The organism is Caballeronia sp. INDeC2, from assembly GCF_023631325.1.
Taxonomy (GTDB): Bacteria; Pseudomonadota; Gammaproteobacteria; order Burkholderiales; family Burkholderiaceae; genus Caballeronia.
Map to the genome: position 1 here is coordinate 165,644 of NZ_JALQDG010000041.1, position 26,548 is coordinate 192,191.

The 26,548-nt window shown below is 62.2% G+C and carries 26 protein-coding genes; 10 read left to right on the forward strand and 16 right to left on the reverse strand.

What is annotated here, in order from left to right:
• Window positions 1–5: 5 nt before the first annotated feature.
• The gene (locus tag NCS28_RS26515) at window positions 6–1,181 is read left to right on the forward strand and encodes an alpha/beta hydrolase (protein WP_250516747.1); all 1,176 of its coding nucleotides are present in this window, start codon (window positions 6–8) and stop codon (window positions 1,179–1,181) included.
• A gap of 156 nt (window positions 1,182–1,337) precedes the next feature.
• Window positions 1,338–2,531 (forward strand): acyltransferase family protein, encoded by a 1,194-nt coding sequence (locus tag NCS28_RS26520; protein WP_250516748.1) that lies wholly within the window; start codon window positions 1,338–1,340, stop codon window positions 2,529–2,531.
• Between the two features lie 153 nt (window positions 2,532–2,684).
• Here the strand turns inward: NCS28_RS26520 and NCS28_RS26525 are convergent, their stop codons facing one another.
• The 3 genes from NCS28_RS26525 to NCS28_RS26535 form a co-directional block, all read right to left on the reverse strand.
• On the reverse strand, window positions 2,685–2,984 hold the full coding sequence (locus NCS28_RS26525; RefSeq protein ID WP_250516749.1) for an MATE family efflux transporter: 300 nt from the start codon (window positions 2,982–2,984) through the stop codon (window positions 2,685–2,687).
• Window positions 2,985–3,102: 118 nt separating this feature from the next.
• Window positions 3,103–3,462, reverse strand: coding sequence for an MATE family efflux transporter (locus tag NCS28_RS26530; protein WP_250516750.1), 360 nt, complete (start codon window positions 3,460–3,462; stop codon window positions 3,103–3,105).
• A 25-nt stretch (window positions 3,463–3,487) separates the two neighbouring features.
• Entirely contained in the window at window positions 3,488–4,861 is a 1,374-nt protein-coding gene (locus tag NCS28_RS26535) for a sigma-54 dependent transcriptional regulator (RefSeq protein ID WP_250516751.1), read from the reverse strand.
• Window positions 4,862–5,250: 389 nt separating this feature from the next.
• On the opposite strand from NCS28_RS26535, the gene NCS28_RS26540 reads away from it, so the two are divergent.
• Window positions 5,251–6,165 (forward strand): response regulator, encoded by a 915-nt coding sequence (locus NCS28_RS26540; protein WP_250516752.1) that lies wholly within the window; start codon window positions 5,251–5,253, stop codon window positions 6,163–6,165.
• Here the strand turns inward: NCS28_RS26540 and NCS28_RS26545 are convergent.
• Window positions 6,162–10,085: a response regulator gene (locus tag NCS28_RS26545; protein ID WP_250516753.1), complete on the reverse strand. Its 3,924-nt coding sequence runs from the start codon at window positions 10,083–10,085 to the stop codon at window positions 6,162–6,164. The genes NCS28_RS26540 and NCS28_RS26545 overlap by 4 nt on opposite strands.
• Here NCS28_RS26545 and NCS28_RS26550 point away from each other — a divergent pair.
• Together NCS28_RS26550 and NCS28_RS26555 are read left to right on the forward strand one after the other, a co-directional pair.
• Entirely contained in the window at window positions 10,042–10,713 is a 672-nt protein-coding gene (locus NCS28_RS26550; protein ID WP_250516754.1) for a hypothetical protein, read from the forward strand. The genes NCS28_RS26545 and NCS28_RS26550 overlap by 44 nt on opposite strands.
• A gap of 27 nt (window positions 10,714–10,740) precedes the next feature.
• The gene (locus NCS28_RS26555; protein ID WP_250516755.1) at window positions 10,741–11,562 is read left to right on the forward strand and encodes an alpha/beta fold hydrolase; all 822 of its coding nucleotides are present in this window, start codon (window positions 10,741–10,743) and stop codon (window positions 11,560–11,562) included.
• Here the strand turns inward: NCS28_RS26555 and NCS28_RS26560 are convergent.
• Window positions 11,559–12,206, reverse strand: coding sequence for a VC0807 family protein (locus NCS28_RS26560; RefSeq protein WP_250516756.1), 648 nt, complete (start codon window positions 12,204–12,206; stop codon window positions 11,559–11,561). The genes NCS28_RS26555 and NCS28_RS26560 overlap by 4 nt on opposite strands.
• A gap of 144 nt (window positions 12,207–12,350) precedes the next feature.
• Entirely contained in the window at window positions 12,351–12,674 is a 324-nt protein-coding gene (locus tag NCS28_RS26565) for a hypothetical protein (protein WP_250516757.1), read from the reverse strand.
• Window positions 12,675–12,895: 221 nt separating this feature from the next.
• On the opposite strand from NCS28_RS26565, the gene NCS28_RS26570 reads away from it, so the two are divergent.
• Window positions 12,896–13,117 (forward strand): HP1242/YdcH family protein, encoded by a 222-nt coding sequence (locus tag NCS28_RS26570; protein ID WP_250516758.1) that lies wholly within the window; start codon window positions 12,896–12,898, stop codon window positions 13,115–13,117.
• Window positions 13,118–13,234: 117 nt separating this feature from the next.
• Window positions 13,235–14,248, forward strand: coding sequence for a polyphosphate kinase 2 (gene ppk2 / locus NCS28_RS26575; protein ID WP_250516759.1), 1,014 nt, complete (start codon window positions 13,235–13,237; stop codon window positions 14,246–14,248).
• Here ppk2 and NCS28_RS26580 read toward each other — a convergent pair.
• Window positions 14,245–15,135, reverse strand: a complete 891-nt coding sequence (locus NCS28_RS26580) for a LysR family transcriptional regulator (RefSeq protein WP_250516760.1) — start codon at window positions 15,133–15,135, stop codon at window positions 14,245–14,247. The genes ppk2 and NCS28_RS26580 overlap by 4 nt on opposite strands.
• Before the next feature lie 80 nt (window positions 15,136–15,215).
• Here NCS28_RS26580 and NCS28_RS26585 point away from each other — a divergent pair, with 80 nt between their 5' ends.
• Window positions 15,216–15,983 carry a sulfite exporter TauE/SafE family protein gene (locus NCS28_RS26585; RefSeq protein WP_250516761.1) on the forward strand — a complete coding sequence of 256 codons (768 nt, stop codon included), beginning with the start codon at window positions 15,216–15,218 and terminating at the stop codon, window positions 15,981–15,983.
• 226 nt (window positions 15,984–16,209) lie between these two features.
• Here NCS28_RS26585 and NCS28_RS26590 read toward each other — a convergent pair whose 3' ends face one another.
• Window positions 16,210–16,641, reverse strand: coding sequence for a hypothetical protein (locus NCS28_RS26590; protein WP_250516762.1), 432 nt, complete (start codon window positions 16,639–16,641; stop codon window positions 16,210–16,212).
• A gap of 254 nt (window positions 16,642–16,895) precedes the next feature.
• Window positions 16,896–17,099 carry a cold-shock protein gene (locus NCS28_RS26595; RefSeq protein ID WP_008347993.1) on the reverse strand — a complete coding sequence of 68 codons (204 nt, stop codon included), beginning with the start codon at window positions 17,097–17,099 and terminating at the stop codon, window positions 16,896–16,898.
• A gap of 246 nt (window positions 17,100–17,345) precedes the next feature.
• Between NCS28_RS26595 and NCS28_RS26600 the strand changes: the two genes are divergently transcribed.
• Window positions 17,346–18,134, forward strand: a complete 789-nt coding sequence (locus tag NCS28_RS26600) for an aldolase (RefSeq protein WP_250516763.1) — start codon at window positions 17,346–17,348, stop codon at window positions 18,132–18,134.
• Here the strand turns inward: NCS28_RS26600 and NCS28_RS26605 are convergent, their stop codons facing one another.
• The 5 genes from NCS28_RS26605 to NCS28_RS26625 all read right to left on the reverse strand — a co-directional run bounded on the left by NCS28_RS26605 (window position 18,135) and on the right by NCS28_RS26625 (window position 23,798).
• Window positions 18,135–19,409 carry an ABC transporter permease gene (locus NCS28_RS26605; protein ID WP_250516764.1) on the reverse strand — a complete coding sequence of 425 codons (1,275 nt, stop codon included), beginning with the start codon at window positions 19,407–19,409 and terminating at the stop codon, window positions 18,135–18,137.
• 23 nt (window positions 19,410–19,432) lie between these two features.
• Entirely contained in the window at window positions 19,433–20,950 is a 1,518-nt protein-coding gene (locus NCS28_RS26610; protein WP_250516765.1) for a sugar ABC transporter ATP-binding protein, read from the reverse strand.
• A gap of 17 nt (window positions 20,951–20,967) precedes the next feature.
• Window positions 20,968–21,942: a substrate-binding domain-containing protein gene (locus NCS28_RS26615; RefSeq protein WP_250516766.1), complete on the reverse strand. Its 975-nt coding sequence runs from the start codon at window positions 21,940–21,942 to the stop codon at window positions 20,968–20,970.
• A gap of 106 nt (window positions 21,943–22,048) precedes the next feature.
• Window positions 22,049–23,116, reverse strand: a complete 1,068-nt coding sequence (locus NCS28_RS26620) for a LacI family DNA-binding transcriptional regulator (protein ID WP_250516767.1) — start codon at window positions 23,114–23,116, stop codon at window positions 22,049–22,051.
• Between the two features lie 97 nt (window positions 23,117–23,213).
• Complete coding sequence (locus NCS28_RS26625; protein WP_250516768.1) at window positions 23,214–23,798, reverse strand: DUF1349 domain-containing protein; 585 nt, start codon at window positions 23,796–23,798, stop codon at window positions 23,214–23,216.
• Window positions 23,799–23,955: 157 nt separating this feature from the next.
• Between NCS28_RS26625 and NCS28_RS26630 the strand changes: the two genes are divergently transcribed.
• A complete protein-coding gene (locus NCS28_RS26630; protein WP_250516769.1) occupies window positions 23,956–25,368 on the forward strand; it encodes an HdeD family acid-resistance protein in 1,413 nt (470 codons plus the stop codon).
• A 15-nt stretch (window positions 25,369–25,383) separates the two neighbouring features.
• Here NCS28_RS26630 and NCS28_RS26635 read toward each other — a convergent pair whose 3' ends face one another.
• Window positions 25,384–25,641 carry a hypothetical protein gene (locus NCS28_RS26635; RefSeq protein ID WP_033536198.1) on the reverse strand — a complete coding sequence of 86 codons (258 nt, stop codon included), beginning with the start codon at window positions 25,639–25,641 and terminating at the stop codon, window positions 25,384–25,386.
• A 26-nt stretch (window positions 25,642–25,667) separates the two neighbouring features.
• Entirely contained in the window at window positions 25,668–26,507 is an 840-nt protein-coding gene (locus NCS28_RS26640; RefSeq protein WP_250516770.1) for a Rossmann-fold NAD(P)-binding domain-containing protein, read from the reverse strand.
• Between the last annotated feature and the right edge of the window lie 41 nt (window positions 26,508–26,548).

The following is a 26,548-nucleotide window of genomic DNA, read 5'->3' on the forward strand; positions in this document are numbered from 1 at the left end:
CATGCATGAATGAAATTTCGAACGATCTGCCGCTGCCGGAAGGCATTCGCACACGCATGATCGACAACGGCAATGGTCTTTCGATGCATGTGCTCGAAGCCGGATTCGATGCGCCTGAGCGCCCCTGTATCGTGCTCTTGCACGGCTTTCCGGAAATTGCGTATAGCTGGCGCAAGATCATGAAGCCGCTCGCGGATGCTGGCTTTCATGTTATCGCACCCGATCAACGAGGTTATGGCCGCACGATCGGCGCTTCTCTATTCGATGCCGATCTGGGCGAGTTCAACTTCCCGAATCTCGTGCGCGATGTGCTGGGTCTCGTCTCGGCGCTGGGTTATCGCAGGGTTGCATCGGTAGTCGGTCATGACTTCGGCTCGCCCGTGGCCGCGTGGTGTGCATTGATTCGCCCCGATGTGTTCGCCTCCGTCGTGATGATGAGCGCGCCCTTCGCGGGGCCGCCGGCATTTGCGTTCAACACCGCGAGAGACGAGGCGAGACTCGCGCGCGTCGAAACGGCTGCATCGGTGATGGCGGAGGCAGTGGCGGGACTCGCATCGCTCGATCCGCCGCGCAAGCATTATCAATGGTATTACTCGAGCGCGCAGGCTAACGACGATATGTGCCATGCGCCGCAAGGGATCGCGGCGTTTTTGCGCGCGTATTACTACGTCAAGAGCGCGGACTGGCCGGGCAATCATCCTCATCCGCTTGAATCCATCACGCCGGATCAACTCGCGATGCTGCCGACGTATTACGTGATGCATGCCGATGCGACGATGCCGCAGACGGTCGCGGAACATATGCGGAACGCCGGCCAGATCACGGCATGCGCTTGGCTATCCGATCGGGATTTGAACATCTATGCAAGCGAATATGCGCGGACCGGATTTCAGGGCGGATTGAACTGGTACCGCTGCGGCACCGACCCGCGTTATGCAGCTGAGTTACGGACGTGGTCGGGATGCACGATCAACGTGCCGTCGTGCTTCATCGCGGGCGCGAGCGATTGGGGCTATTATCAGCGCCCGGGAGATTTCGAAGCAATGCGGGTTCTCGCGTGCACCAATTTTCGCGCAACACATCTTATCGAAGGCGCGGGGCATTGGGTGCAACAGGAGCAGCCCAGCACGGTCGTTAGCCGCATTCTCCGTTTTCTGAGGCAGGATGCGCCCGCCATATAACGAGCGGAAACGGAAAGTTGTATCCAGACGTGTATGAAGTTTCTTGTTGTAAGAGTTGCCGATGTATCGGCGAGTAGCAGGAACTTCGACAAAGGCGCTATTGTCCACGAGCCTCGCGGCCTTTGAAGGTCGGCGATCATCGCGAGGAGAGTATCGATGGATAAAGGACGTGTTGCCGCGCTCGACGCAGGTCGGGCGCTCGCGATCGTCGGGGTAGTCGCAGTACACCTGTCGTTTCAATTCCCCAATCTGCCTGGCGCCGTGACGCTCATTGCGCGCATGGGCCAATACGGCGTGCAGCTTTTCTTCGTGATCAGCGCGATCACGATCTTCATGACGCTCGAAATGGATCACGCGCGCTGCGCGGATGCGCGCCATGTCACATTGCGCTTCTATATCAAACGCTTCTTTCGCATCGCACCGATGTACTACGCGGCGATCGCGGTATATGGCCTCATCAGCTATGGCGCGGCGCGCTCGGGCATCGAGCGCGCATGGATTCTCGGCACGCATGGCCCTATGGACGTATTGCTCAACATGCTTTTCCTGCATGCGCTGTCGCCGACGGCGATCAATAACGTCGTGCCGGGAGGATGGTCGATCGGTGTCGAAATGCTGTTCTATATGATCGCGCCGCTGCTGTTCTTCCTCGCGATGAACCGCGCGCGGCTGCTGCTCGCTTCCGTCCTGCTTCTGGGCCTTTCGTGTGCGGTGATGTCGATGAGCGATTGCAACGGTAGCCTCGATTGCAATGTCGCCAATAACACGTTCAGCTATTTCTGGCCGCCCGTGCAAGGGCCGTGCTTCATCATCGGCATGTGGGCGTGGTATGCATTCCGCTCGCACTTGCTCGGCGCGTCCAATGTCACGAGGCGGGTATCGTTCCTCTATTTTTCGCTCGCGTTAGTTTTTGCACTCGCGACCGCTGCGCTTGGCGTATGGCTCGACAAGGCGCATGCACTCGCGCCCGTGTTCGCCGCATGCAGCGCCGTGGCGTTCCTTTTGTTCGTGTGTTCGCGTCACGCCCGCAAGCGCCGCGATGTGCAAGCAGCTCCGCGCGCCAGGTTTATCCGACGCTGCGCCGCCGCGCTCGGCCGCGAAAGTTACGGCATTTATCTCTGGCACTTCATCTGCGTCTATATGACGTTTCATTTCTTCGATCGCACATTCGGAGAGAAGAATGGCGAGACTTCGCTCGCGCTATTCGGTGCGACATTGATCGCGGTGCTCGTGGTCTCTTATGCACTCTCGCGCGTATCGGACAGGCTGATTCAAGGGCGTGCGACGCGCTTGTCGAGGCATCTGCTCGCGTCGGTCGATCGACGTTTTCATCTGACGCGTGACGCGTGACGCTTAGCCGCGAACGGCGTGCGGGCTTCGCATCGAATGCAATGACTTTACTCCGCGTCCACGCGTGCGATACAGCACGATACTTGCGGCCAGCGTCGCCAGTTCGATGATGGCGACGGTCATCCATATGCCTCTCGGTCCGAACCATTCGGTTCAACAGCCGCTGATCGCGACATTGATCGCAGCGGGCACGAACGCGAGTGCGCAGCACGGCAATGCATCGGGCAGAAGCGCTTGCGCGGCCGGACTGTCAGGCACGAAAAGCGCGCCCAGCGGTTGTGCGAGCGTAAGAATCGCGAAGGCGGCGGCGAGCGCGAAACCGGCCGTGACGACGATGCCGATCGAAAATGCGCGCGAGACGGCGTGCGCTTCGCTCGCGCCGCGTTGAAAGTTCACGATCGGCTGCATGCCCCGCACGAGCGCGACCATCGTGACCGACGCGATCATCGTCATGTATTCGACGACGGCGAATGAAACGAGTCCCGTGTCGCCGAGCTAGCGCAGCACTGCGTGATTGAACGCGAAGATCGTAACGCTCGGCGCGATCTCACCAAGAGACTCCAATCCGCTGTTATAGGCCATGCGCCATGCGTGATCGAGCCGCGAATGCGTGGGCTACTGGACGAACGTGTCGTGCCTTGATGAAGTGCCAGGCCAGCATCGGGATGCACGCGAGCGCCTGACTGATGCCCGAAGCGAGCGCCGCGCCGCGCATGCCCCATTGCACGTGAGCCACCACGCACCATGTCAACGCGATATCGGCGATGCCGCCCGCAATCAGACAGATAAGCCCGAACCTGGCCGCGCCTTCGATGCGCAAGAAGAGTTCGAGTGCATAACATGCAGTGGGGAACAGCACGAACGGCGCATAGGCATGCAGGAAGTCTTTTGCAAGGCGCGCGAGTTTATCGCGAGCGTCTGTCCATTGCACGATTCGCGCCTAACATTGTTATGCGCTACGCGCCCGATGCCTCCAGCGGTCGATCCGCTTTCGCGCGCAATCCATACGCAGTCAACATGCGATACAGCGTGACGCGAGAGATCCCCAATTCATCCGCTGCTTCGCCGAGACGTCCGCGGTGACGCAAAAGCGCCACTTCGATCGCTTGCCGCTCGGCCGCCTCGCGTGCTTGCGCGAGCGTCATCGGCGCGGCTTCAGCATATTCTCCCAGTTCGAGATCGCTTGCGAGGATCTGCCTTCCTTCCGACATGACTATTGCGCGGCGCACGCGATTGATCAACTCGCGGACATTGCCAGGCCAGCCGTAGTTATGAAGCGCCGCTATTGCGCACGGTGAAAAGCCGCGCAACCGCCGGCTCGCATCCTTTCTGAAGCGATCGAGCATGTGATTCGCGAGCAGTTCGATATCCTTGCCGCGCACGCGCAGCGGCGGCTCGTCGATCTGCAATACGCACAGGCGATGGTACAAGTCCGCGCGGAAGCGTCCTTCGAGCATCGCCGTTTGCATATCGACGTGGGTCGCCGAGATGATGCGCACATCGACATCGGTCGATCCTTGTCCGCCGAGACGCTCGATCTTGCGTTCCTGCAAGAAGCGCAACAGGCTCGCCTGGCTTTCGAGCGGTAAATCGCCGATCTCATCGAGAAAGAGCGTGCCGCCGTCGGCTGCTTCCACTCTTCCGATCTTGCGTTGATTCGCGCCGGTGAATGCGCCGCGCTCATAGCCGAAGAGTTCCGACTGCAGCAGATGGGCCGGTATGGCGCCGCAATTGATCGCGACGAACGGCTGATCGCGCCGCACCGAACGCTCGTGTATTGCAACTGCCGTGAGTTCCTTGCCCGTGCCCGATTCGCCGGAGATGAAAACGGGTGCATCGGTCATCGCGACTTTGCGAATCGAGCGATACAGCGCCTGCATAGCATCGCAAGAGCCGACCATGCTGCCTTCCTTGCAATCGTCCTTGCGCGGATCGTTGCTGGCGGCGTCGTGCAGCGACACCATGCCGTACGCATGCCCGACTGCATCGACGATACGATCCGCGGAAGAGGGCACCGTCACATAGTCGAAACAGAAATCGCGAATCAGCCGGCAAATTTCGGGGTTATCGACATGCTCGGCGTCGACGGTTGCGACCCAGCCGATCTGATAACTTGCGAGCATCGCCGTGAGCGTGGCCGGTTCGGCGGCAAAGCCACGCGTCGTCAGGTCGACGATTCCGGCAGCGGCACGCTTGCCGTGCTTCGTGGATTTGGGCGGCTTCGCCGGATCGATGCGTTCGATGGCCCAGCCGCGATCATGCAAGCGCACGGACAAATCGTCCGATACGGCGCGGCCCACGAAGTACAGCGTTCTAGCTTCCCCGTCCATGGCTTTTTTCCCGGCTTTTTTAAGTGTAGGGACAAGTATGCGCCCGCTTGCCGCAATGTAAAACGCCTCGCAAACGATAATCCAAATTTGAATGTTTACATTGATCGGTAGAATCGATTGATAACGTCAGAGCATTTTTTGCATTACGTCCGTGCTGAAATTTATGGAACGTACGTGCTTTATCGAATTCGGCTATACACCGTCTGCCTTTGCCTGGCAGAGCGAGCGGAACGAATTACTTATTCGCTTATGAATATGATTGGCTCTGCATGTATCTGCGAAGTCGAAAGTGGTCGGCGCTGAAATATCAGATAATTAGTTCCTTCATGCAGTTTTGTTTGCAGCGTACGCATTGCGAGCGTAAAGTTCGTAAAAGCGCTTCTCGTCTGATGAATACCCGTTCGAATATGGAAAAAGCAGAGAACCGCACATCAACGTATCAGCCGCGTTTGCTTCTGGTCGACGACGATCCGGCGATGATCCGCATCATCGGCGACATGCTTGCGGAATTTCCGGATCAGCGCTTTGCCGTTACCGGCGAAGCGGCGCTGGCCCTCGCGCGTGAGTCCACGCCGGATCTCATTCTTCTCGATGCCAACCTGCCCAACATGACGGGCTTCGATGTCTGTGAGATCCTCAAGCGCGACGCGAAGCTCGCCCGCGTGCCGGTGATCTTCATCACGAGTCACGACGCGCCCGCGCTCGAAGTCGACGCATTTCGCATGGGCGCCGCCGATTACGTGATCAAGCCGCTCGTTGCACCGCGCCTGCGAGCGCGCGTACGCGCACAGCTTCGATTGAGGCATCGCGTAATGGAGGCGCAGGCAGCGAAGACCGCAGTCACAAAACCCACGGGCGTACGCGTGCTCGGCGTTCTTGCGGACGACATGATCGAGGCGCACCGCCACGCGCTCGAAGCTATCGGCGCGGTCGATCTGGTGAAAGATTGCGACGCCGCGCTTCGTCTTGTACGAAGCAAGGAGCCGGACGCGATCGTGCTGGATGCAGGTTGCTGCGATAACCCTTGCGAAGCCGTGCGGACATTGCTCACCGAATTGGCTCACGTGCCCATCGTCGTGCTTGCCGATGCGCGCGATGTCGAAACCGAACAATGCACGCTCGATGCCGGCGCAGCGGACGTCGTCGCGAGATCAGTCAGATCGGCCGTGCTGCAGGTGCGTGTGCAAGGCGCGCTTACTTCGGCGCGTGAAGCGCGGGAAGAATTGCGCGCGCTGGTGGAATCGGCGGGTGGCGCGAGCGTTCATACGTTTCCGGTATTCGCCCGCGATACGCGCGCAGGCTAAACCTGTTCGAGCATGTCGCGCGCGATTTCCGATGCGCGCGCGAAATCGAGTGCACGCACGCGCGCGAGAAATTGCTCGAACTCTTCACGGTACGCGCCCGGCGCATGCGGCGATAACTTCTCGGATAGCGCGATAGCTTGTAGATTCGATGCGTCGAGCAATTCGATGATCGCGGTGAGGCGAGCGCGCCAGTCTTGATCGTCGAGTGGCGCGTTGCTCGTCTCCGGCTTCACGGACGATTGCGGCCGGCCGAATTCATCGACGAGTTGTCCGACGCTCGAAGCAAGCAACGCACGCATGCGCGGCAACTTCGCGCGCGTTTCATCGAGCATATGCGCATCGGTTTCGAGCGTGCTTGCGAGCTTCGCGAGCGCCGCCGCGCCGATCGTGCCCGCGCCGCCCTTGATCGTATGCAGCATCGATGCGGCACGTTGCGCATCATGTGCCGCGAGCGCAGAGGCTAGCCGCTCGAGTTGCTTATCGGCTTGTGCGCCGAAGCGATCCACTGCATTGCGGATCAAATCGATATTTCCACCAAAGCGCGCGATGATCGAATCGCGTGGCTCGATGACCGGCTCGGCACTGGCGTGCTGGATATGCGCATGTGCGCGCAGCACCGCGACGAGCCGCTCGACGTCGATCGGCTTGCCGACGTGATCGTTCATGCCAGCCTGCAAACATGCGTCGCGATCCGCGCCCGATGCGTTGGCTGTCATCGCGATGATCGGCAGCGCGGCGAAGCGGCCATCGGCGCGAATCAGGCGCGTCGCTTCGAGACCATCGAGATCGGGCATCTGCACATCCATCAGCACGGCGTCGAACCGGCCATTTGTTGTCACGATTCGATCGACGCCTTCGCGTCCGCCGTTCGCGAGCGTCACGGCTGCGCCTTCCGCGATCAGCAGGCCTTCGGCGACCTGACGGTTGAGCGCGTTGTCCTCGACCACGAGTAACGCGAGTCCTTCGAGGCGGCGCGTTTTCTTCACGGACGGTTGAGTCCTGGGCGAAATCGCTTCGATATTTCGACACAGCGCGGCGCGGATCGCGGCGGCGAGCTGCTTCGGTGTCACGGGCTTCGTGAGGAAGCCGGCGAAGGGCGCGGCGCCGCCGTCCTGCGACTCTTTCAAGACCTCTCGACCAAAAGCCGTGATAAGCAGTACGAGAGGCGGCGTCGCGCGGCCCCTCATCGCGCTGATCTGCTTCGCGGTGTTGAGGCCGTCGAGTCCCGGCATGCGCCAGTCGAGCAGCGCGATGTCATAGGGCGCATCGCCGCGCGCGGCATCGCCGATGCGCTCGACCGCCTCGGACCCGCTCGTTACGATATCCGCTTGCCAGCCGAGCGAACGTACCGTGCGCGACATGATCTCGCCTGCGATCGCGTTGTCGTCGGCGATGAGAATGCGCGCGCCGTGTTCCGGAATCGCGACATCGTCATGCACGGGCCCACCGGACGTGTCCACGCCGAGCGTGATGTCGAACCAGAATCGGCTGCCTTCGCCGACGCGGCTTTCGACTTCGAGCTGGCTGCCCATCATCGCGAGTAGCCGCTTGCTGATGACGAGTCCGAGGCCCGAGCCTCCATAACGCCGCGACGTCGATGCTTCCGCCTGCGTGAAGCCTTCGAAGATGCGCTCCAGCTGCTCCTCGCTGATGCCGATGCCGCTATCGCTTACCTCGATGCGCACACGTACCGCATCGCCCGCGATCTCGTGCGAGTCATCGCATCGATGCACGCTCACGACGATCTGCCCCGTCGACGTGAATTTGAGCGCATTGCCCGCGAGGTTGATGAGCACTTGCTGAAGCCGGAAGCTATCGCCGACGAGCATCGTCGGTAAGGACGGATCGAGGTCGAACAGCACTTCCACATCTTTCGTGCCCTGATTGCCCGCGAGCACGATGCCGAGCTCCTGCATCAGCTTCTCCGGCTCGAACGGATGGTTGTCGATTTCCAGCTTGCCCGCTTCGATCTTCGAATAGTCGAGGATGTCGTTGAGCAAGTTCAGCAGCGATTTCGCCGCGGTTTCGGCCTTGCTCACATACTCCTGCTGGCGCGCGTTGAGCGCCGTCAGCTGCACGAGATGCAGCATGCCGAGCACCGCGTTCATCGGCGTGCGGATCTCGTGGCTCATGTTCGCGAGGAACGACGACTTGGCCGCGCTCGCTGCATCCGCGTGTTCCTTCGCATTGCGCAGATGGAACTCCAGCTCGTATTGATCGGTGACGTCGTAATTCACGCCGGTCATCACGACAGGCGTGCCGTTCGCATTGCGTTGTGTGCGAAAGCCGCTCTGGATGCGCCGCGTCGTACCGTCCGGCAGGACGATGCGAAAGGGCGGCAGGGTCTCCGTTTCGCCCGCCACGGCCGCGCGCAGGTCCGCCATGATCGCGTCGTGATCGTCGGGATGAATGCGCAGGCGCCAGTGCTCGATGTGCAGGCCGTTGTCGAGCATCTCCGGCGGGTACTGATAAAGTTCGAACATGCGCGCATTCCAGTGCAGCTTGCCCGTTGCGATATCCCACGACCAGATGCCCAGCTCGGCGATGTCCGCGGCGAGCAGCAACTGGTCGCGCGCCAGAGCCAGCTCGGTCCGCTCCTTTCTCTGTCGGGAAATATCCGTAATGACGGATACAAAATGCAAAGCGCCATCGAGCCGCATCGCGCCCGTGGAAACGTGCGCGGGAAACGACGTGCCGTCCTTGCGCTGGCCGGCAAGCTCGCAATCGGCGGTCGCCACACCGTTCTCGCCCTTGAATTGCATTATGTATTCGTTATACGCATCCAGATGCGGCGGCGGCACCAGCATCCGGATGTTCTGCCCGATGACCTCTTCCGGCTTGTAACCAAACACTTTTTCGCCGGCCGAGTTGAACGAGCGGACCGCGCCGCGCTCGTCCACGGTGATGATCGGGCTGATCGCGGTGTCGAGCACGGTCTGCGTCGTCGCGAGACTGCGGGCGAGTTCCTGCTCGATGCGCGTGCGCGCGGTCACCTGGCGCACGAGCCGCGCGCCGAACATCGCCAGCACGAGCGCGAGCACGGTCGTAACCGACGCGTGCCAAAGCGTGTCGCGCCACCACGGCGCGAGGATTTCATCCTCCGAGAGCGCCGCCGCGACGAAGAGCGGATAGTCCTGCAATTCGCGCAGGCTGTTCAGGCGCGTGACGTGATCCTGCGAAGAGCGCGTCGTGAACACGCCGGAGCGGCCCTGTTCCACATGTGAGCGATAGAGCGCCGTGTCGATCACGTTCTTGCCGACGAAGCGGTCCTCGAACGGACGGCGCACGAGCATCACGCCCGAGTTCAGAACGAGCGCCGCCGCGCCCGACTGGCCGAGGTCGAGGCTGTCGTAGAAACGCGAGAAGAAGTCGATGTCGATGGTCGCGAGCGCGACGCCCGCGAAGCTGCCGTCGGGCGCATCGATGCGGCGCGATATCGGCACGATCCATTTGCCCGTCGAGCGGCTTCTGACCGGCGGACCGATATGCGAGCCACGATCGGCATGCGTGCGATGGTATGCAAAGTACTCGCGGTCCGAGTTGTTCAAACGCGAATCGAGCTTCGGCTGCGAGTTGACGATCCACGCGCCGGTTTTGTCGTAGATGAAGAGGCCGTTCAGTTGCGGCAGTTGTCCGACGCGCGCGACGAGCGAGCGATGCAGACGCGCGAGCGCATGCGGCGACGTGCCGTCTTCCTCGACGCGTTCCACCATGCCGATCAGCGTCGTATCGGCTTCCTTGAACGTGTCGTTCGCGTGCTGCGCCATCGCGCGCGCGAGATTGGATGTTGCCGTCGTCATCTCGTCGATCTGCACGCGGCGTGCAGCGACGCTGCGCCCGATATCGGTGCCGATCAACAGCATGCAGACGATGACGATGAACACCGTCATCCTGAAAGTGAGCGAATGGCGACTGAGCACGCCGTGTCTCCGATTGAGCGATTGCCGGGCGCCGGATCGGGCGCGAAGATCGAACGCTGCCGTATCTTATCGTGCCATCCGAAGTCGACCGTTCGACAAACCGGCGGCTATCAGGCTTATCTACGGCGCGGCCGCGCAAAAACTTGAGCCCGCCCAACGGGAATATTTTCGCGGTTTTCTCCGTATCTCAGGCAGGGCTTCGGCATTGGAGACGTGTTCGAAGTTTGCCGTCTTTCGGAATCGAAAGCGTTGGCTCGCGCCCGACACTCGTGCCGGACTGCGCGCGGCTCGGTTCGCGCCGATCCTTGTGCCACAAGGGATTCGCTTGGCTGGCATGGTGGCTGCATTACATCCGCACCCGCCGCCCAGCGACATTTCGAGTTATCCGATTCATTCGATCGCTCAGCGGCATCTCATCAAAGGAATATTGGTGCAAGCGGAGCGAATCATGTTGGGATACCTAATCAATGTGGGAAAGGACTATATGCTGCCGCATCTGATCTGCTGGACAGGGATACTCCTGGACCGTGCGGAGCATAGCCGCCGCGATGCCTATCTCGAATCGTGCGCAGATATCGGTGAACTCGAACGCCGTATGCGCGCGTGCGACAGCGACATCGACAGTTGATCAATCACGAAGCGAGAACGAACGACGATGGCTTTCAACGACGAACACACGGGCGCGCCGGTCATCGCGCTGCATTGCTCGGGCGCGGGCGCGAATCAATGGCGTCTGCTCGGCGACACGCTCGACGCGCTCAACACGGACAACACGCGCTATTCGCTGATCGCGCCGGAGCATTACGGCTGCGACAGCGTCGGTCCGTGGAGCGGCGAGCGCGCCTTCACGCTCGCGGATGAAGCCGCGCGCACCGTCGAGATCATCGATCGTCAGCGCGGCAAGGTGCATCTCGTCGGACATTCATATGGCGGCGGCGTCGCGTTGCGTGCGGCGCTCGAGCGGCCGCATGGCGTGGCGAGCATCGCGCTGTACGAGCCGTCGGCGTTTCATCTGTTGAAGGGCATGGGCGCACGCGGCGCGGCGGAATTCGCGGAGATTCTCGCGATTGCGGCGCGCACGGCGGAGGGCGTCGTCGCGGGCGATCTGCGCGGTGCGGCGCGCTCGTTCGTCGACTATTGGGGCGGGCATGGCGCGTGGTGTGCACTGCGTCCGTCCGTGCAGGCGATGCTCACGCGCTGGGTGCCGAAAGCGCCGCTCGATTTTCGCGCGCTGATTCACGAGCCCACGCCGGCAAGCGCGTATGCGAAGCTGCGCATTCCGACGCTCGTGATGCGCGGCGAGCACGCGCCCGCGCCGACGCGGCTGATCGCGGAGACGCTGCCCGATCTGATGCCGTCGGCGAAGCTGATCGTCGTGCCCGATGCGGGGCACATGGGGCCGCTCACGCATGCGCCGGCGGTGAACGAGGCGATCGCACAGCATATCGCCACGTGCAATGCGCAGGCTCTCGGTTAGCCCAGCAGTCCGTCGCGCGAAGGCGCGCTATCGCCTTGACGTTCGATGAGCCGCGCCCGAAACCAGAACGTCCACGCGAGCAAGCCGCCGTAGATCGCGTAGCTCACGACCGGCGATACGACGAGATAGCGCTCGACGGGCCACGTCCACGCGAACCAGAAACGCAGCACCGTTTCGACCGATAACCCGACGCCCCACACGAGCGTCATGAGCCGCAACGACGCGCGCAGCGATGCGCTTTCGCTCCAATAGGCCTCGAAGCGCTCGGCGCCATTTTCCTGCTCGCGCGTGACGGTCGCGCGCGCGAGATAGAAGATGAGCGGACGCTCGAAGAAGAGTGAGATCAGGAAAACGATGCCCGTCGCGCCCGCCGCGAGCGATTCGCGCACGAGCAGGATGCGCGGGCTGCCGCCCATCGCGAGCATCACGATCGACAACGCTATGCCGAACAGCACGAGCGCAGAGAGCGCATCGACACGGCGCGAGCGCGCGAATTCGGCGACGCTCCACGCGAGCGGCGGCGCAGCCGATGCATAGAGCGCGCCGACATCGCCCCAATACGGCAGCGCGAGCCGATACGCAAGCCAAGGAAGCAGCAGATTGGCGGCGAGTTCGAGCACGAGACCGGGCTTGATCTTTTTCATGGACTCAGGAGTGTGCGTTTTGAACGCTGGACCGTGAGCCAAGTATAAAAGATCAAACGTGCGCGAATGTACGCGTGCGCGCGTGCTGAAGCGTCGGAGAAGGCGAAGCCGCTGCCCGGCTGAGCACGCGGCATCGCGCTGAAGTTACCGCTTTTGAGCCCCGCCCGCAGCGGCGGCGGCCCCGGGATTCACGGCGTTCGCATTGTTTGCCGTGTTGGGGTTATAGGTCGAGTTCGCGTTGTAATTCGGGTTGGTCGTGGCGGCGTTGGGCGTGTTCGGGGCCGTGTTCGCACTCGGCCGGCTGAGCGGCTTCGGCTGCAGCGTCTGGTTGATGACGCCCATCTGCCCCATCTTCTTCGCGGCCTGGCTGTCCGCGCTGGCTGCCGTGGCGAAGCACATGCCGGTCACGCCGGCGATTAACGCAATATGCAGAGCGCGACGTTGCGCTCGATTGCGGCTCTTCTTCATGACGGCCTCCTTGGCTCATGCTCACCGCGCGAATGCGCAGCAGCATTCTTATTGTGTGCAAGGACGATGCCCGCACACAGGAGGGTTTTGCCTAGGTGCGCTCTGCGCGATGTGCGGCGTTAGGGCGCAGCGGCGCTTGATAAATGTCTAACAAATAGCCTTGCCCGGTCGGTACTATGTACTTCGAAGTATTTACTACGAACGCACCGGAGGATCACCGCATGTTTCCCGAATATCGCGATCTCATCTCGACCCTGAAAGCCGAGGACGCGCATTTCGCGCGGCTTTTCGAGCGCCACAACGAGCTCGATCATCGGATCAACAACATGGAGACGGGCGTGACGCCAGCCGACACGTTCACCATCGAAGCGCTGAAAAAAGAGAAGCTGCTACTGAAGGACAAGCTGTATGCCGTCTTGAGAAAGGCGCGCGAAGCCGCCTGAAGCATCGACGACGCGAGAGACAGGGACACTGCAGCAACAACGAAGAGGAAGGGAATGAAGTTGATATCGCCAGAAAAGGCTGCCAAATCGAATGATGGCGACATCGCGACACGAACGATGCCGAACTGCATTGAAGAGGAAGAAACGGGCGGCGCGGTCGAAGCGGCGCATGAGCTGCTGACGAGCAGTGTCGGCGATATCCTCCAGGGCCGCGAAGAAACCGAATCGATGGTCGATACCGTGAGGACGCTGATCGGCGGTATGTCGCCGGATGAAGTGTCCATGCTGCGCGCCCATCTTTTCGATGGTGAAGCCGTGTTGCGGACACCGAGCGGATCGGCCGATCCCGACGACGAGCTGTCGCCGTCGTGGCGCGAGGGCGGCTATCCGTATCGAAATCTGATGTCGCGGCGCGCGTACGAGAAGCAGAAGTACCGTCTTCAGGTCGAGCTGCTCAAGTTGCAGGCGTGGGTGCGGGACACCGGCCAGCGTCTCGTGATTCTCTTCGAAGGGCGCGATGCGGCAGGCAAGGGGGGCACCATCAAACGCTTCATGGAGCATCTCAATCCACGCGGTGCACGCGTGGTCGCGCTAGAAAAGCCGTCCGAACGCGAGCGGGGTCAATGGTATTTCCAGCGCTATGTCGGGCACTTGCCGACGGCGGGCGAGATCGTCCTGTTCGATCGCTCGTGGTACAACCGCGCGGGCGTCGAGCGCGTGATGGGCTTCTGCACGCCGCGCGAATACGACGAATTCATGCAGCAGGTGCCCGCGTTCGAGCGGCATCTGTCGCAGGGCGGCACGCACGTCATCAAGCTATGGTTTTCGGTGAGCCGCGCAGAGCAGCGCCGCCGCTTCAAGGAGCGCGAGGTTCATCCGCTCAAGCAGTGGAAGCTGAGTCCGGTCGATCTGGCGTCGCTCGACAAATGGGACGCGTATACCGAAGCCAAGGAAGCGATGTTCGCGCACACCGATAGCGCCGACACGCCCTGGACCGTCGTGCGCTCCGATTGCAAGAAACGCGCGCGACTCAACGCAATGCGCTACGTACTGCACAGGCTGCCGTACGCGAATCGCGATCTGAAGGCGATCGGCGCGGTCGATCCGTTCATCGTCGGGCGGCCTTTCTAGCTCGCGTTCGCGCCGTCCATCAAGGTCTGTGCGAGCAGACGCGCGTGTGGCGTGAGCGCGTCGAAATCGCGGGCGCATAGATGCAGACGGCGCGTCGCCCACGGCTCGGAGAGCGGCACGATCGCAAGTTCGGGCCGCTCCAGCATGCGCGCCGACGCCTCCGACAAAATCACCAGCCCGATGCCCGCCTCCGCCAGCATCCCGACATTGTCGATGCTGCGCATGCGAATGCGATAACTGATCTGCCTACCAAGCCGCGACGCGCGTTCGGCCAGATGCAATTCGAGCGCCGCATCCGACAGACCCACGAATGCCTCGCCGACGATCTCCGCAAACGCCACCGCGCGTTCCCCCGCGATGCGATGCGTGCGGTTCGCCACGACCACCAATTGATCCTGCGCGAGCAGATGCGTCTCTAGCTGCCCGAGGTCCGCCGTGTCCGACACGACGCCCAGATCGGCGCGGCTTTCCGCGACCGCGAGCACGATGTCGACGCTCGGGCGCTCGTCGAGATCGATCGAAAGATCGGGATGCGCGGCGAGAAAATGCGAGAGCCTCGGCGGCAGGAAGGCGGCCAGCGCCGCCGTGTTCGACATCATCCGGATTCGGCCTTTGAGGCCGGTTGCGAAGGAGCGCAGTTCGCCGCGCATCTGCTCGACCTGACCGAGAATCGCGCGTGCGTGGCGCACGAAGGCATCGCCGGCGGCGGTCGCCTGCACGCCGCGCCGGTTGCGTTCGAGGAGCGGCGCGCCGAGCGCGGCTTCCATCCCCGCAATGCGCTCGCTCGCCGATGCCAGCGCGAGATGCATCGCCTGCGCGCCCGCCGTGATGCTGCCATGCTCGATCACGGTAAGAAAAAGCCGCATGTCGGTCAGATCGAAGCGCATGCCATCCTTCGGTTTAGCCGAAGCCTCGCATTGGAAATGCCAGATTGTAAGCGGCGCGCGGCGTCGTTAGCATCTGTCGCATGGAACCCTTCATTCTCGTCGTAGGCGCGGGCTTTCTGGCGGGCGCGATGAACGCGCTCGCAGGCGGCGGTTCGTTCGTGAGCCTGCCCGCGATGATCGCCGCCGGCCTGCCACCGGTTCAGGCGAACGCTTCGAGCACCGTCGCGCTGTTTCCCGGCGGCGTAGTGAGCGCGTGGGCCTATCGCGACGGGCTCGGACCCGTCGGCTCGGTGCCCATCCGCAACATGCTGATGACGACGCTCATCGGCGGGTTCGTCGGCGCCGCGCTTTTGCTGTCGACATCGTCGAAGACTTTTTCTTTCGTGCTGCCGTGGCTCCTGCTGTGCGCGAGCTTCACGCTCGCGTTCGGCCGCAGGCTCGGCGAGGCGTTGCGGCGGCGCTGGCATATCGGCGCGGCGGCGGTGCTGTCGATCCAGTTCCTGCTCGGCGTGTACGGCGGCTACTTCGGCGGCGCAGTCGGCATCATGATGATGGCGGTCTGGGGACTGCTCGATTCGCGTGACCTGAAAAGCCTGAACGCGCCGCGCACGCTGCTCGTGAGCGCGGCCAATTCGGTCGCGGTGCTGACCTTCGCGGCGGCGCAGGCCGTGCGCTGGCCGGAGACGATCGCGATGCTGCTCGCGGCGATCGCGGGCGGTTACAGCGGCGCGCAACTCGGCCGGCGCGCGCCGCCGCAGTGGATTCGCGCGGGCACGCTGGTCGTCAGCGCCGGCATCACGATTGCATTCTTCATTAAGAATTACGGGCCGATGCTGTCGCATCGATGATGCGCGAGCACGTCGACGTTCTGGGAGACCTTCATGATTCCCGCCTTGCTCGAAACCATCGGTGCACTTTCGCTGCTCGTGAGCGTCGCGGCGAAGATCGCGTTGCTGCGCGGGATGTGCGACGAAAACGTGCTCGATATGCCGAAAGCCGCGCCGATCGGACATGTTCAGGCCGCGTGTTGCCGATGCAGGGTGCGACGAGAGGCACGCCGCGAACGCCTGCCGCTCAATGCGCGTTGCGTTCGAGCGGCGGCAGGCCGAGCGGCTTTCTCGCGGCTTCGTAGGCCCGGATGAAGCGCGGGTCGTCGTCGAGCTCGCGCGCCATCCACTTCGACAGATCCGCGCCGCAGCCGGGATCGGCGATGTCGCGAAAGCATGGCGAATTCGCGGGCATCATCGTCGCGGCCCAGTAAAAGCCGAAGAGCGCCTGCTTTTCGGCGGGCTCCATGACGATTACTTGCGGGTCGGTTCCGGAGAACCAGTGATCGAGCCTCGCGGCGAGGGACGCTTCGGTTTCATGGCTATCGTAGGAAAAGACATAACCGCCGCCCGCCTGCGCAGTATGGAAGTCGTTCAACACGACCTCCGTGACGAAGCGCGCCGCTTTTTGATTGGCCGCGAACGATTGCGCGTGCGCATCGCAAGTCAGAAACCACATGGAGACGAGCAATGCCTTTGTTTTATGCCGAACGAGGGTACGGCATTTTTTCCGATTGCTTGTCGTGTTCACACGAATCAGTGGAAATAATTTCGCGGTGCCGCGAATGTGTAGAGCTGATAAAGCAGCAATTCTACTGATTTTATTAATATATAGCGCTCGCCCCGATCGATCATGCTCAGCCGTTTCGACGCGCACCAATGCAAAACGGCCCGGATGGGCCGTTTTGTGCCTGAGGCGGACAGCGCTGAAACTTACAGCGGCTGAATCGTCGAAGCTTGCTTGCCCTTCGGGCCTTGCTTGACTTCGAAGCTCACCTTCTGGTTCTCCTGGAGCGACTTGAAACCCTTGGACTGGATTTCGGAGAAATGTGCAAACAGGTCTTCACCGCCGTCGTCCGGCGTAATGAAACCAAAACCCTTCGCATCGTTGAACCACTTCACGGTACCTGTTGCCATTTTTCCAAACCCTATGAGACGAATTAAACGTTGATGATGCGCCCGAATTGCGAGCGACACAGAGTTTTACCATGCCAGAATGCGGAGTTCAAATAAGCGTTTCTGCTAAGAGACACGACATAAGCGCGTCATACTTCGCGCCGCTCGTGCCGTAACCGTGGGAATATTTTTGTTCGGACATTATTCGCTCGCCCGCTCTATTATCCTCGGCATTCAGTTCAGGCAGACGACAAGAGGCAGACTCATATGGCTCACACGCTCTCCCATGCCGCGCAACGCGTCGCGTCCGTTTCCGCCCGCCTCGATGTGCCCGAGATTGCCGAGGCGCGCCGTCAGCTTGCCGCGTGCTTTCGGCTCGCGGCGCTGCACGGCTTCGAAGAAGGTGTCTGCAATCACTTTTCGGCGATGGTGCCGGGCCACGACGATCTGTTCTTCGTGAACCCCTATGGTTATGGGTTCGGCGAGATCACGGCGTCGTGTCTCTTGATCTGCGATTTCGACGGGCATGTCATCGACGGCGAAGGCGAGCCCGAAGCGACGGCATTCTTTATTCACGCGCGCGTGCACAAGCTGATGCCGCGCGTGAAGGCCGCTTTTCATACTCATATGCCGAATGCGACCGCGCTATGCCTGCTCGACGGTCCGCCGCTGCTGTGGCTGGGGCAAACGTCGCTGAAGTTCTATGGCCGCACGGCTGTCGACGAGCACTACAACGGTCTCGCGCTCGACGATGCCGAAGGCGATCGCATCGCCGGTGCGATGGGCGACGCGGATATCCTCTTCCTCAAGAATCATGGCGTGATGGTTGCAGGCGCAACTATCGCCGAGGCGTGGGACGATCTTTACTATCTGGAACGCGCGGCCGAAGTGCAATTGCGCGCGATGAGCGCGAATCGTCCGCTCAAGCCGGTGCCGCACGACATCGCGCAGCGCACGTATGAACAGATGCGCGCGGGCGATGCCGAGAGCGCGCGGGCGCATCTCGCGAGCGGCATGCGGCAGTTGCGCGCGCGAGGCATCGATTTCGAGTCGTGACTACTTTCGCGCTCCGAAGCGCCTGAACCATCCGCGCTTGCCCATGTTCGTCTGCTGCAGGAACACGGCAATGACGATGATCAAACCCTTAAGCACGAGCTGCGTATTGCTGTCGATATCGTTGAGCAGCAGGATATTGCTCAGAAAGCCGAAGATCAGCACGCCGGCGACCGTGCCCGACACGCGCCCGACGCCGCCCGAAAGACTCGTGCCGCCGATCACCACGGCGGCGATCGCATCGAGCTCCCAGCCCATGCCGGCATCCGCCTTGCCCTGGCGATACTGCGCCGCATAAAGCACGCCGACGAGCGCCGACAACAGTCCCGAGATTGCATACGCCGCCATCTTGTGACGCGCGACGTCGAGCCCCGACACGACCGCGCATTTCTCGTTGCCGCCGATCGCATAGAGGTACTTGCCGAACACGGTGCGATTCAACACGAAGCCGACGACCACGGCGATCGCGAGAAAGAAGAGGGCGGGCACGGGCACCACGTTGAAAAGCAGCGCGCGCAACGCTTCGATATCGGACGTCGCATTGGTGCCGCTATAGATCGAATAGACGGCCGTATCCTGGCCCGCGATGAGACGTGCTGCGCCGAGTACGCCGACCATTGCGGCGAGCGTCACAATGAAGGGCTGCATGCGGCCGCGCGTGATGATCCAGCCGTTGAGCGCGCCGAGCGTGAATCCCGCGAGCGGCACGATCCACATCACGGCGAGCAAGGGCATGCGATGCGCGCCGTGCAGCGCGATATACGCGCATGCCGAGGCCGCGACGAACAACGCAACGACCGCCTGTATCGCAAGCGATGAACGGTCGGCTACGCGCCAGGTCTGCGTATCGCGTGCGCGCATGATGCCGCGCACGACGCCGAGCGCGGCGAACACGATCGCGAACACGGCGATCGCATCGAGCGCGATCGATGCGTACGTCGCGCGATTCCAGCCGTCGGTGGTGAGCAGCATCGCGGTGAGCACGCTGCCAAGACCCATGATCGCGCCGACCGAGAGATCGATGCCGGCCGTGATGATCACGAGCGTCATGCCGATGGAAATCACGCCGACGTTCGCCACTTGACGGAACACGTCGGAGATATTCGCGCTCGACAGAAAGATGTTGCCGCCGTCGGCCGCGTGCGGCGAACTCAGCGCGCCCACGACGAGCAGCACGATGAGCCCCAGGTAATACTTCAAATTCGTGAGGAAGGTGCTCAAATGCCGCTGGCGGGCGTTGGCCGCGGCCTCGGCGAGATGGTCCTGCGCTTGCAGCATGGTGTGAGTCTCCGGTTCTTTTTTCAGGGCGAGGCCATCTTGATGAGCACATCCCCCGAGAATCGTTCGCGCGTCAGCACGCCGCGCGCGTGTCCCTCGCACATCACGAGAATGCGATCGGCAAGCAGCATCAGCTCGTCGATCTCCGAACTCGCGACGATCACCGTCACGCCATCGCGCGCGGCTGCAAGTATCTGCCGATAGATCTCCGCCTTCGCGGCGACATCAACGCCGCGCGTGGGTTCATCGAGCAGAAGAATGCGCGGCTTCGTCATCAGCCATTTGCCGATGATGAGCTTCTGCTGATTGCCGCCCGACAACGTGCTCGCATCCTGCCCGAGACTGCGATGCTTGACGTTCGATGCGCGCGCCTGCGACTCGGCCCACGCATGCAAGCGCGAGCGCCGATAGAACGGAAACCCCGGTGCACGCGAGAGCGACGGCAAGAGCAGATTCGCTTCTAGCGATTGATCGAGCACGAGCCCGTCTTTCTTGCGGTCTTCGGTGACGAACGCGAGACCGGCGGCGGCCGCGCGATCCGGCGAATCGATCGTGCGCGCTTGATGCGCCACACGTATCTCGCCTTCGCGCCGGTACGGTGAAATACCGAAGATCGCCTCCAGTATTTCCGTCTTGCCCGCGCCGAGCAGTCCCGAGATACCGAACACTTCGCCGTGCTGCACCGAGAACGAGACATCGGACACGAGCGCGCGCGCCGGTCCCGATAACGTGAGCTTGCGCACGTCCACCGCGAGCGGGCGCGCTCGCGGTGCTTCGGCTTCGGTGCGTTCGGGCGGCGCGAAGTCCTTGCCGATCATCATCGAGACGAGCGCCTCCGACGATTCCACCTGCCGCATCTGCAAGGTCGCGATGCGTCTTCCATCGCGCAGCACGGTGACGCGATCGGCGACCGCGAAGACTTCGCCCAGACGATGACTGATGAGCACGATGCCGATGCCCTGCGCGCGCAATTCCTTCGTGAGGGCGAGCAGCGCGTGCGTTTCGGTGTCGGACAGCGCGGATGTAGGCTCGTCCATGATGAGCACGCGCGCTTCGGCGAGCAATGCCTTGGCGATCTCGACGAGCTGCTTCTCGCCGACACGCAGCGTGCCGACGAGCGTCTCGGGCGGCAAGCGAAAGCCCAGTTGCGCAAGCACTTTCGCGGCGGCGGCGCGCATCGCGCGTCGATCGGGAAAGCCCATGCGCGTGCGCAGTTCCTTGCCGAGAAAGATGTTATCGACGGCGGAGAGCGTGTCGACGAGATTGAGCTCCTGATGAATGATCGCGATGCCCGCGCGCGTCGCGTCGTTCACGTTCGTCATGCGCGTTGGTTCGCCGCGCACGCGGATGCTGCCCGAATCGGGCGCATAGAGGCCGCCCAGAATCTTCATCAGGCTCGACTTGCCCGCGCCGTTCTCGCCGACGAGCGCATGCACCTCGCCCGCGGCGACATCGAAATCGACGTCCGACAGCGCGGCGCTGCCGTTGAACGAGATCGACAGACCCGCGGCTTCGACGAGCGGCGCGGTGACGGTTGCCATCGCGTGTCTCCGTTTCGCTAGTGGCTCGCGATGTACTGCTTCGCGTTGTCGGCGAAGATGCCTTGCGTCGGCAGCGTGACCTTCTTCGGCACCTTGTCGCCGTGCAACACCTTGAGCGACTGGCGGATGCCTTCCGCGCCCGGCGTCGGATACATGAACGTGCCCGCGAGCAGGCCTTGCTCGACCCACGTCGCGCCTTCTTGCGGCAAGCCGTCGATGCCCACGAACTTGATGCTCTTCTCGCGGCCCGCATCCTTCGCGGCGAGATACGCGCCGTAGGCCATCGGATCGTTGTGCGCATAGACCACGTCGATCTTCGGCTGCACGCGCAGCACGGTCTTCATGTAGTCGTAAGCCTTGTCCTGCTTCCAGTCGCAATCCACACGCTCGCCGATGCGCTTGATGCCTTTCTCCTTGCCGATGGCCTTGTCCGCGCCGTCGTGACGATCGTGCGCAGGCTGCGCGCCGAACCCGCCCCATATCTCGACCAGATTGCCTTGCGCCTTGCCCGACCCGCCCGTCAGCTTGACGATGAAGTTGCCCGCTTCCTCGCCGATCTGCACGTTGTCGCCGCCGATGAACTGCGTGAACTGATCGCCATTGACCTCACGATCCAGCACGAACACGGGAATGCCTGCTTTAAAGGCCTTTTCTACGACACCCGTAAGTCCCGCCGACTCCTTGGGCGAGATGAAGATCGCGTCCATCTTCTGCGTGATGAAGTTCTCCATGTCGGCGTTTTGCTTGTCGGTGCGGTCTCCTGCATCGGCGATGATCAACTCGAGCTCGGGATGCTTCGCGGCCTCGGCCTTCATGTCCTTGTTGAACTGCACGCGCCACGGCTCGACCGTCGTGACCTGCGAGAACCCGAAGCGATATTTCTTCTGCTGCGCGAACGCCGGTTGCGCGATGAGCGCCGAGAACGTGCCGACCGCGCCGGCGAGCGGTGCGGCGATGAGACTCGCGGTGATGATGCGTCGTTTGCTGTCCATTGCGTCTCTCCTGTTTTGGTTGCCAGCTTCGGGTCTGTTTGTGAGGGGTTGTTGATGCTCTCGCTGGTTCTGGTCTTCGATAAAAATAAAACGTTAAAGCGCGCCTTCAGCGATCCGCGAGGGCGGCGCGTCTGCGCGTTTCCTTGCTAGTCGTCTTATAGGGTGGCGCGGTGCTTTCGCGTACACGCAAATCGGCTTTCATGCGCAGATGCACCGGCTCCGATGATTCGCCTTGCAACTGCTTGTGCAGCAATTGCCAGATCGCGCGTCCCACTGCTTCGACAGGCTGATGAATCGAACTGATGCGCGGATGCAGCACGGACATCCACGGCGCATCGTCGAAGGAAAGCAGCGAGATGTCGTCGGGCAGGCGCAATTCGGCGTCGCGTATCGCGCGCAATGCGCCGAGTGTCGCCACGTTCGCGCCCGTGAAAAGCGCGGTCGGGCGATCGCGTTCCGACAGCAGTCCCAGCGTGGCCGCATGGCTTTCCGTATCGGTCATTCCGCATACGATGACGCGCGCATGACGCGCGAGGCCCGCGCGTTTCATCGCGTCGAGATAGCCGTCCGCGCGCTCGCGGCTGTTCACGAGATCGAGTGCATTGACGATGAACGTGATGCGCTTGTGCCCGAGCGCGATCAGATGATCGGTGCCGTCGCTTGCGGCGCGCCGGCTATCGGTGGTGACGGTATCGGCGGGAAAGCTGTTGTCGACGCGATCCGCCATGACGAGCGGCACGTCGCATTCGCGCAGCTCTTCGATCGCGTGATCGTAGCCGTGACACGGAATGATGATCATGCCCGCCACTTGTCGCGACAGCACGAAGCGGATGCGCTCGGCTTCGCGCGCGGGGTCTTCCTGCGCATGCGCGAGCAGCAGGCGATAACCGCTTGCGAGCGCGTGATCCTCGACCACGCACAGCAGCTCGATGAAGAACGAGTTGGTCAGATCGGGCACGACGAAACCGATGGACGTCGAACGGCTGCTGCGCAACTCCGCCGCGAGGCTGTTGCGCCGATACCCAAGCTGGCGCGCCGCGTCCCAGACCTGCTGCCGTCGCGCGGCGCTCACGCCTTGCGCACCCGCCATGACCTTCGACGCAGTGCCAAGCGAGACGCCCGCCGCGTTGGCGACATCCTTCAACGTGCTGGCCGGTTTTTTTCGTGAGTCCAAGGCGCGATGCCGTCGATATTCTGAAACGTTTCAAAATATTAGAAAGCGCGAGCGAACGGAGCAAGTGAGTGTTTTTACCGAGCCGGTTTGTGCGGCGCTACATCGAGACGTCGTGCAAGTCCTTCACGACGGGTGGCCCGATCCTGAAGTCTGAGAAGCGCACTTCGAGACCGCCGCGCTCCGGCGTGCAACACATCGGTCCGACGAGCCACTGGGCGTTCGCGCCGCTCGATGGAAACGACGCGAGGCGCATGAGGGTCCAGTTGCGTTCATCGGCGCTGCATTGCACTTTCAGCACGCCTTGCGCGATCGTCATGCGCAACCGGAAGCGGTTCGTGTCGGCGCGCGAGCTGAGCGACCAGTCGGAGACATCGTTCGTGAGAACGGTGCTGAACGTGAGCGCGCCGTCGTTGTATTCGGCCCCGGCCTTGATCCAGCGCTCGGCGCTCTCGCGCACCATGAGGCCGGCCTGGTCGTATAGCGCGGAGAAATCGCCATCGACCGTCACTTCGGCCGTGAAGTCGCCGTCCGCGCTCGCCGCAAACACGTGGCCGTTGTCGCGTATGAAACCGTAGTGGGTCTTGCGCCAGAAGTCGGTGCTCGTGTCGGTGGTGACGAAGAGCGTGTCGTTTTCGAGGCGCCATTGCGCGGGCTCGTTGATCCATCGGCATTGCTCGAACATGGCGTCTCCGTCGCTTGAGGGATGCAGCGCAAGCAAGTATGTCATGACGCGTTCGTGATGCAGTGCAACGCATTCGAACGATCGTGCGATAGGGTTTGCACATCAAGTGCACTAACATGTACGAGCACTTACCGTCATTTTTTGAAAAGAGAGAACGATGGTCAAGCTGATGATGATCCTGCTCGGCGTGGACTATCTGCGCAATCGCTGGCGCAGCCTGTTAATGATCGGCTCGCTGCTGCTCGTCGTCGGCATCGGCGTGTTCGTCGATGCGCTCGACGGCGCGCTAGGCTTTCCGATCGGCTTCGTCGGCTGGCTGTTGCTGATCGAAGCGGTGCTTACGCTGGCGGTCGCGTGGGCCGGCGTAGGCGGTCAGCGCAGATTGCGCTATGCGAAGGGCATCGCGTTTGCGCTCACGGCGGCGCTTATCTTCGAAGGCAATCATCACGGCCACTTCATTCTGTCGATACTCATCGGCCTTGCGTTCGTGTTCGATGGTCTGTTGCAGGCGACCTCGGCGCTCGTAGTGCGTTATCGGCGCTATCGTGTCGCACTCGGCTTCGCGATCTTCGAGATCATGCTCGGCGTCTTCATGATTCAACCGTTCCCGACGCACTACAAAGGCACGGTGCCGTATTGCATCGGCGCGTTCTTCATCTTCGCGGGATGGAACCTGATCATGATCGCGGCGCGTGTGCGCAAGTTGACGAGCAACCCCGCCGTGTGGGGCGATGCGAGCGCGGAAGCGGCAAGCGTTGCGGGCAAGGGGCACGACGGCGCGCGGCCTGCTTTGCAAGCCCGCGAATGGGACGGCCCGCCCGCGGACGACGAACCCGCGCTCACGGTGCACGTGTGGACGCCGGTGGGATCGTCGAAGGCGCAGACGCAGTGGCATCCGATCGTCGATCGTTATATCGCCGCGGTGGATCGCAATGGCGTGATCTCGACAGGACACGCCGCGCTCGAATCGCCCGAAGGCATATATGTGAGTCTCTATCCCGCGGTGGAAATCGACCGCTCGCCCGATGACTTCGCGCGTCTCTTGCGCGCCACGCGCGAGAACGACGTGCCGGGCGTCTTCCAGCCGAGTTATGCGATCGAATCGAAGGCATGGTGTCCATCGACGGTGCGCGTGCGTATCCGCAATTACGATCCCGCGCGGCTCGACACTTTCTGGCGCAACTATCGTGAGGACACGACGTACAACCTCACGCATCGCAATTGTTCGAGCAGTGTGTCGCGCGCGCTCGACGCCGCGCTGGAAGGTGCGGCGGGGCGCTTGTACGGTGCGCGCGCGGGCTGGGGCGCGCTCTTCAGGATGATCGTCACGCCGGAACTCTGGGTTGCGGCGCAAGTGCGCAAGCGCGCGGTGACCATGGCCTGGACGCCGGGCCTCACGCTCGACTATGCCCGCGCGCTCAGCATGGTCGCCGATCCGCGTCCTTATGGCTGGCTCAAGGTCGCGCGCATCGCACTTACGAAGATGCGCGCATCGCGGCGTGCATGGCGCGAGGAAGGGACGCTTGCGCAAAGCGGCGGATCGAACATCGATCCGCCGGCGCGCGTTTGATAAGACGTGTCGCCGCTAAAGATCGAGGTCTTCGGCTTCCTTGCGCGCGCGGCGTTCCTCGTTCGCCCGGCGCGCACGCAAGCGCTGACGTGACAGCTGCGCGATGACTTCGCCCGTCGACGCGCCCGGCGGAATTTCATTGCGGATGACCTTGGGAACCATCGGCAAACCCATGCGCTGTCGGCGCAGCGCGCGGGCGATGGCGGTGCGGCACTCCTGCCCGTGACAATCCCATTCGTCACGGATTCGCTCACAGTAGGGACATTTTTCCATTCCTAAAGTCTACCGCTTTCGTGCACTTATGCGCGCCAGACGCCGCTTGCCGCGGTTCGCGCTGCATAGTCCTCGAACGAACGGGCTTCACGATGCAGGGCGGCGCGCACGCCATCGGCGGGTTGCTCATTGCGGCCATCGAGCACGGTGGTGAAGAGATACAAGACCAGATCGGTTTCTTCATTCGATACGCCCGCTTCGAGCAGATCGGCGCGAAACGCATCGGCGGGTACGGGCATGAGATGCAGGTCGCGGCGCGATGCCTTCGCGATGCATTCGAGCGCTTCGGCGAAGGTGATCGCGCGAGGGCCGGTAAATTCGTAAAGCTTGTTTTCGTGGCCCGATTGCGTGAGCGCGGCAACGGCTGCGTCGGCGATATCTTCGGCATCGACGAAAGGCTCCTTGATCTCGCCGACGGGCAACGCGAGCGTGCCCGCGCGAAGCGGATCGAGCAGGAAGCTTTCGCTGAAGTTCTGCATGAACCAGCTACAGCGAAGGATCGTCCAAGTCGCGCCCGAGCGTTGTAGCGCGGCTTCGGCGGCTTGCGCTTCTTCTTCGCCGCGTCCCGAGAGCAGCACGATTCGCTCGGTGCCTCCTGCGCGCGCCGTGTCGAAGAATGCGCTGACCGTATCGAGCGCGCCCGGTATCGCGAGATCCGGCTGATACGTGACATACGCGCTCTTGACGCCTTCGAGCACCGGCCGCCATGTCGCGCGATCGTTCCAGTCGAAGCGCGGCCGCGTGGAGCGTGAGCAAGCGCGAACCGCGAGTCTTTCTGCGCGTAGCCGCTCTGCTACGCGCCTTCCCGTCTTGCCATTCGCGCTCAGAACGAGGATGGGTGCGGCGTCGAAGTCCGAATGAGCCATGAATGTCTCCCGAGTTTTAAACGTGAGACTTGCTCACGTTT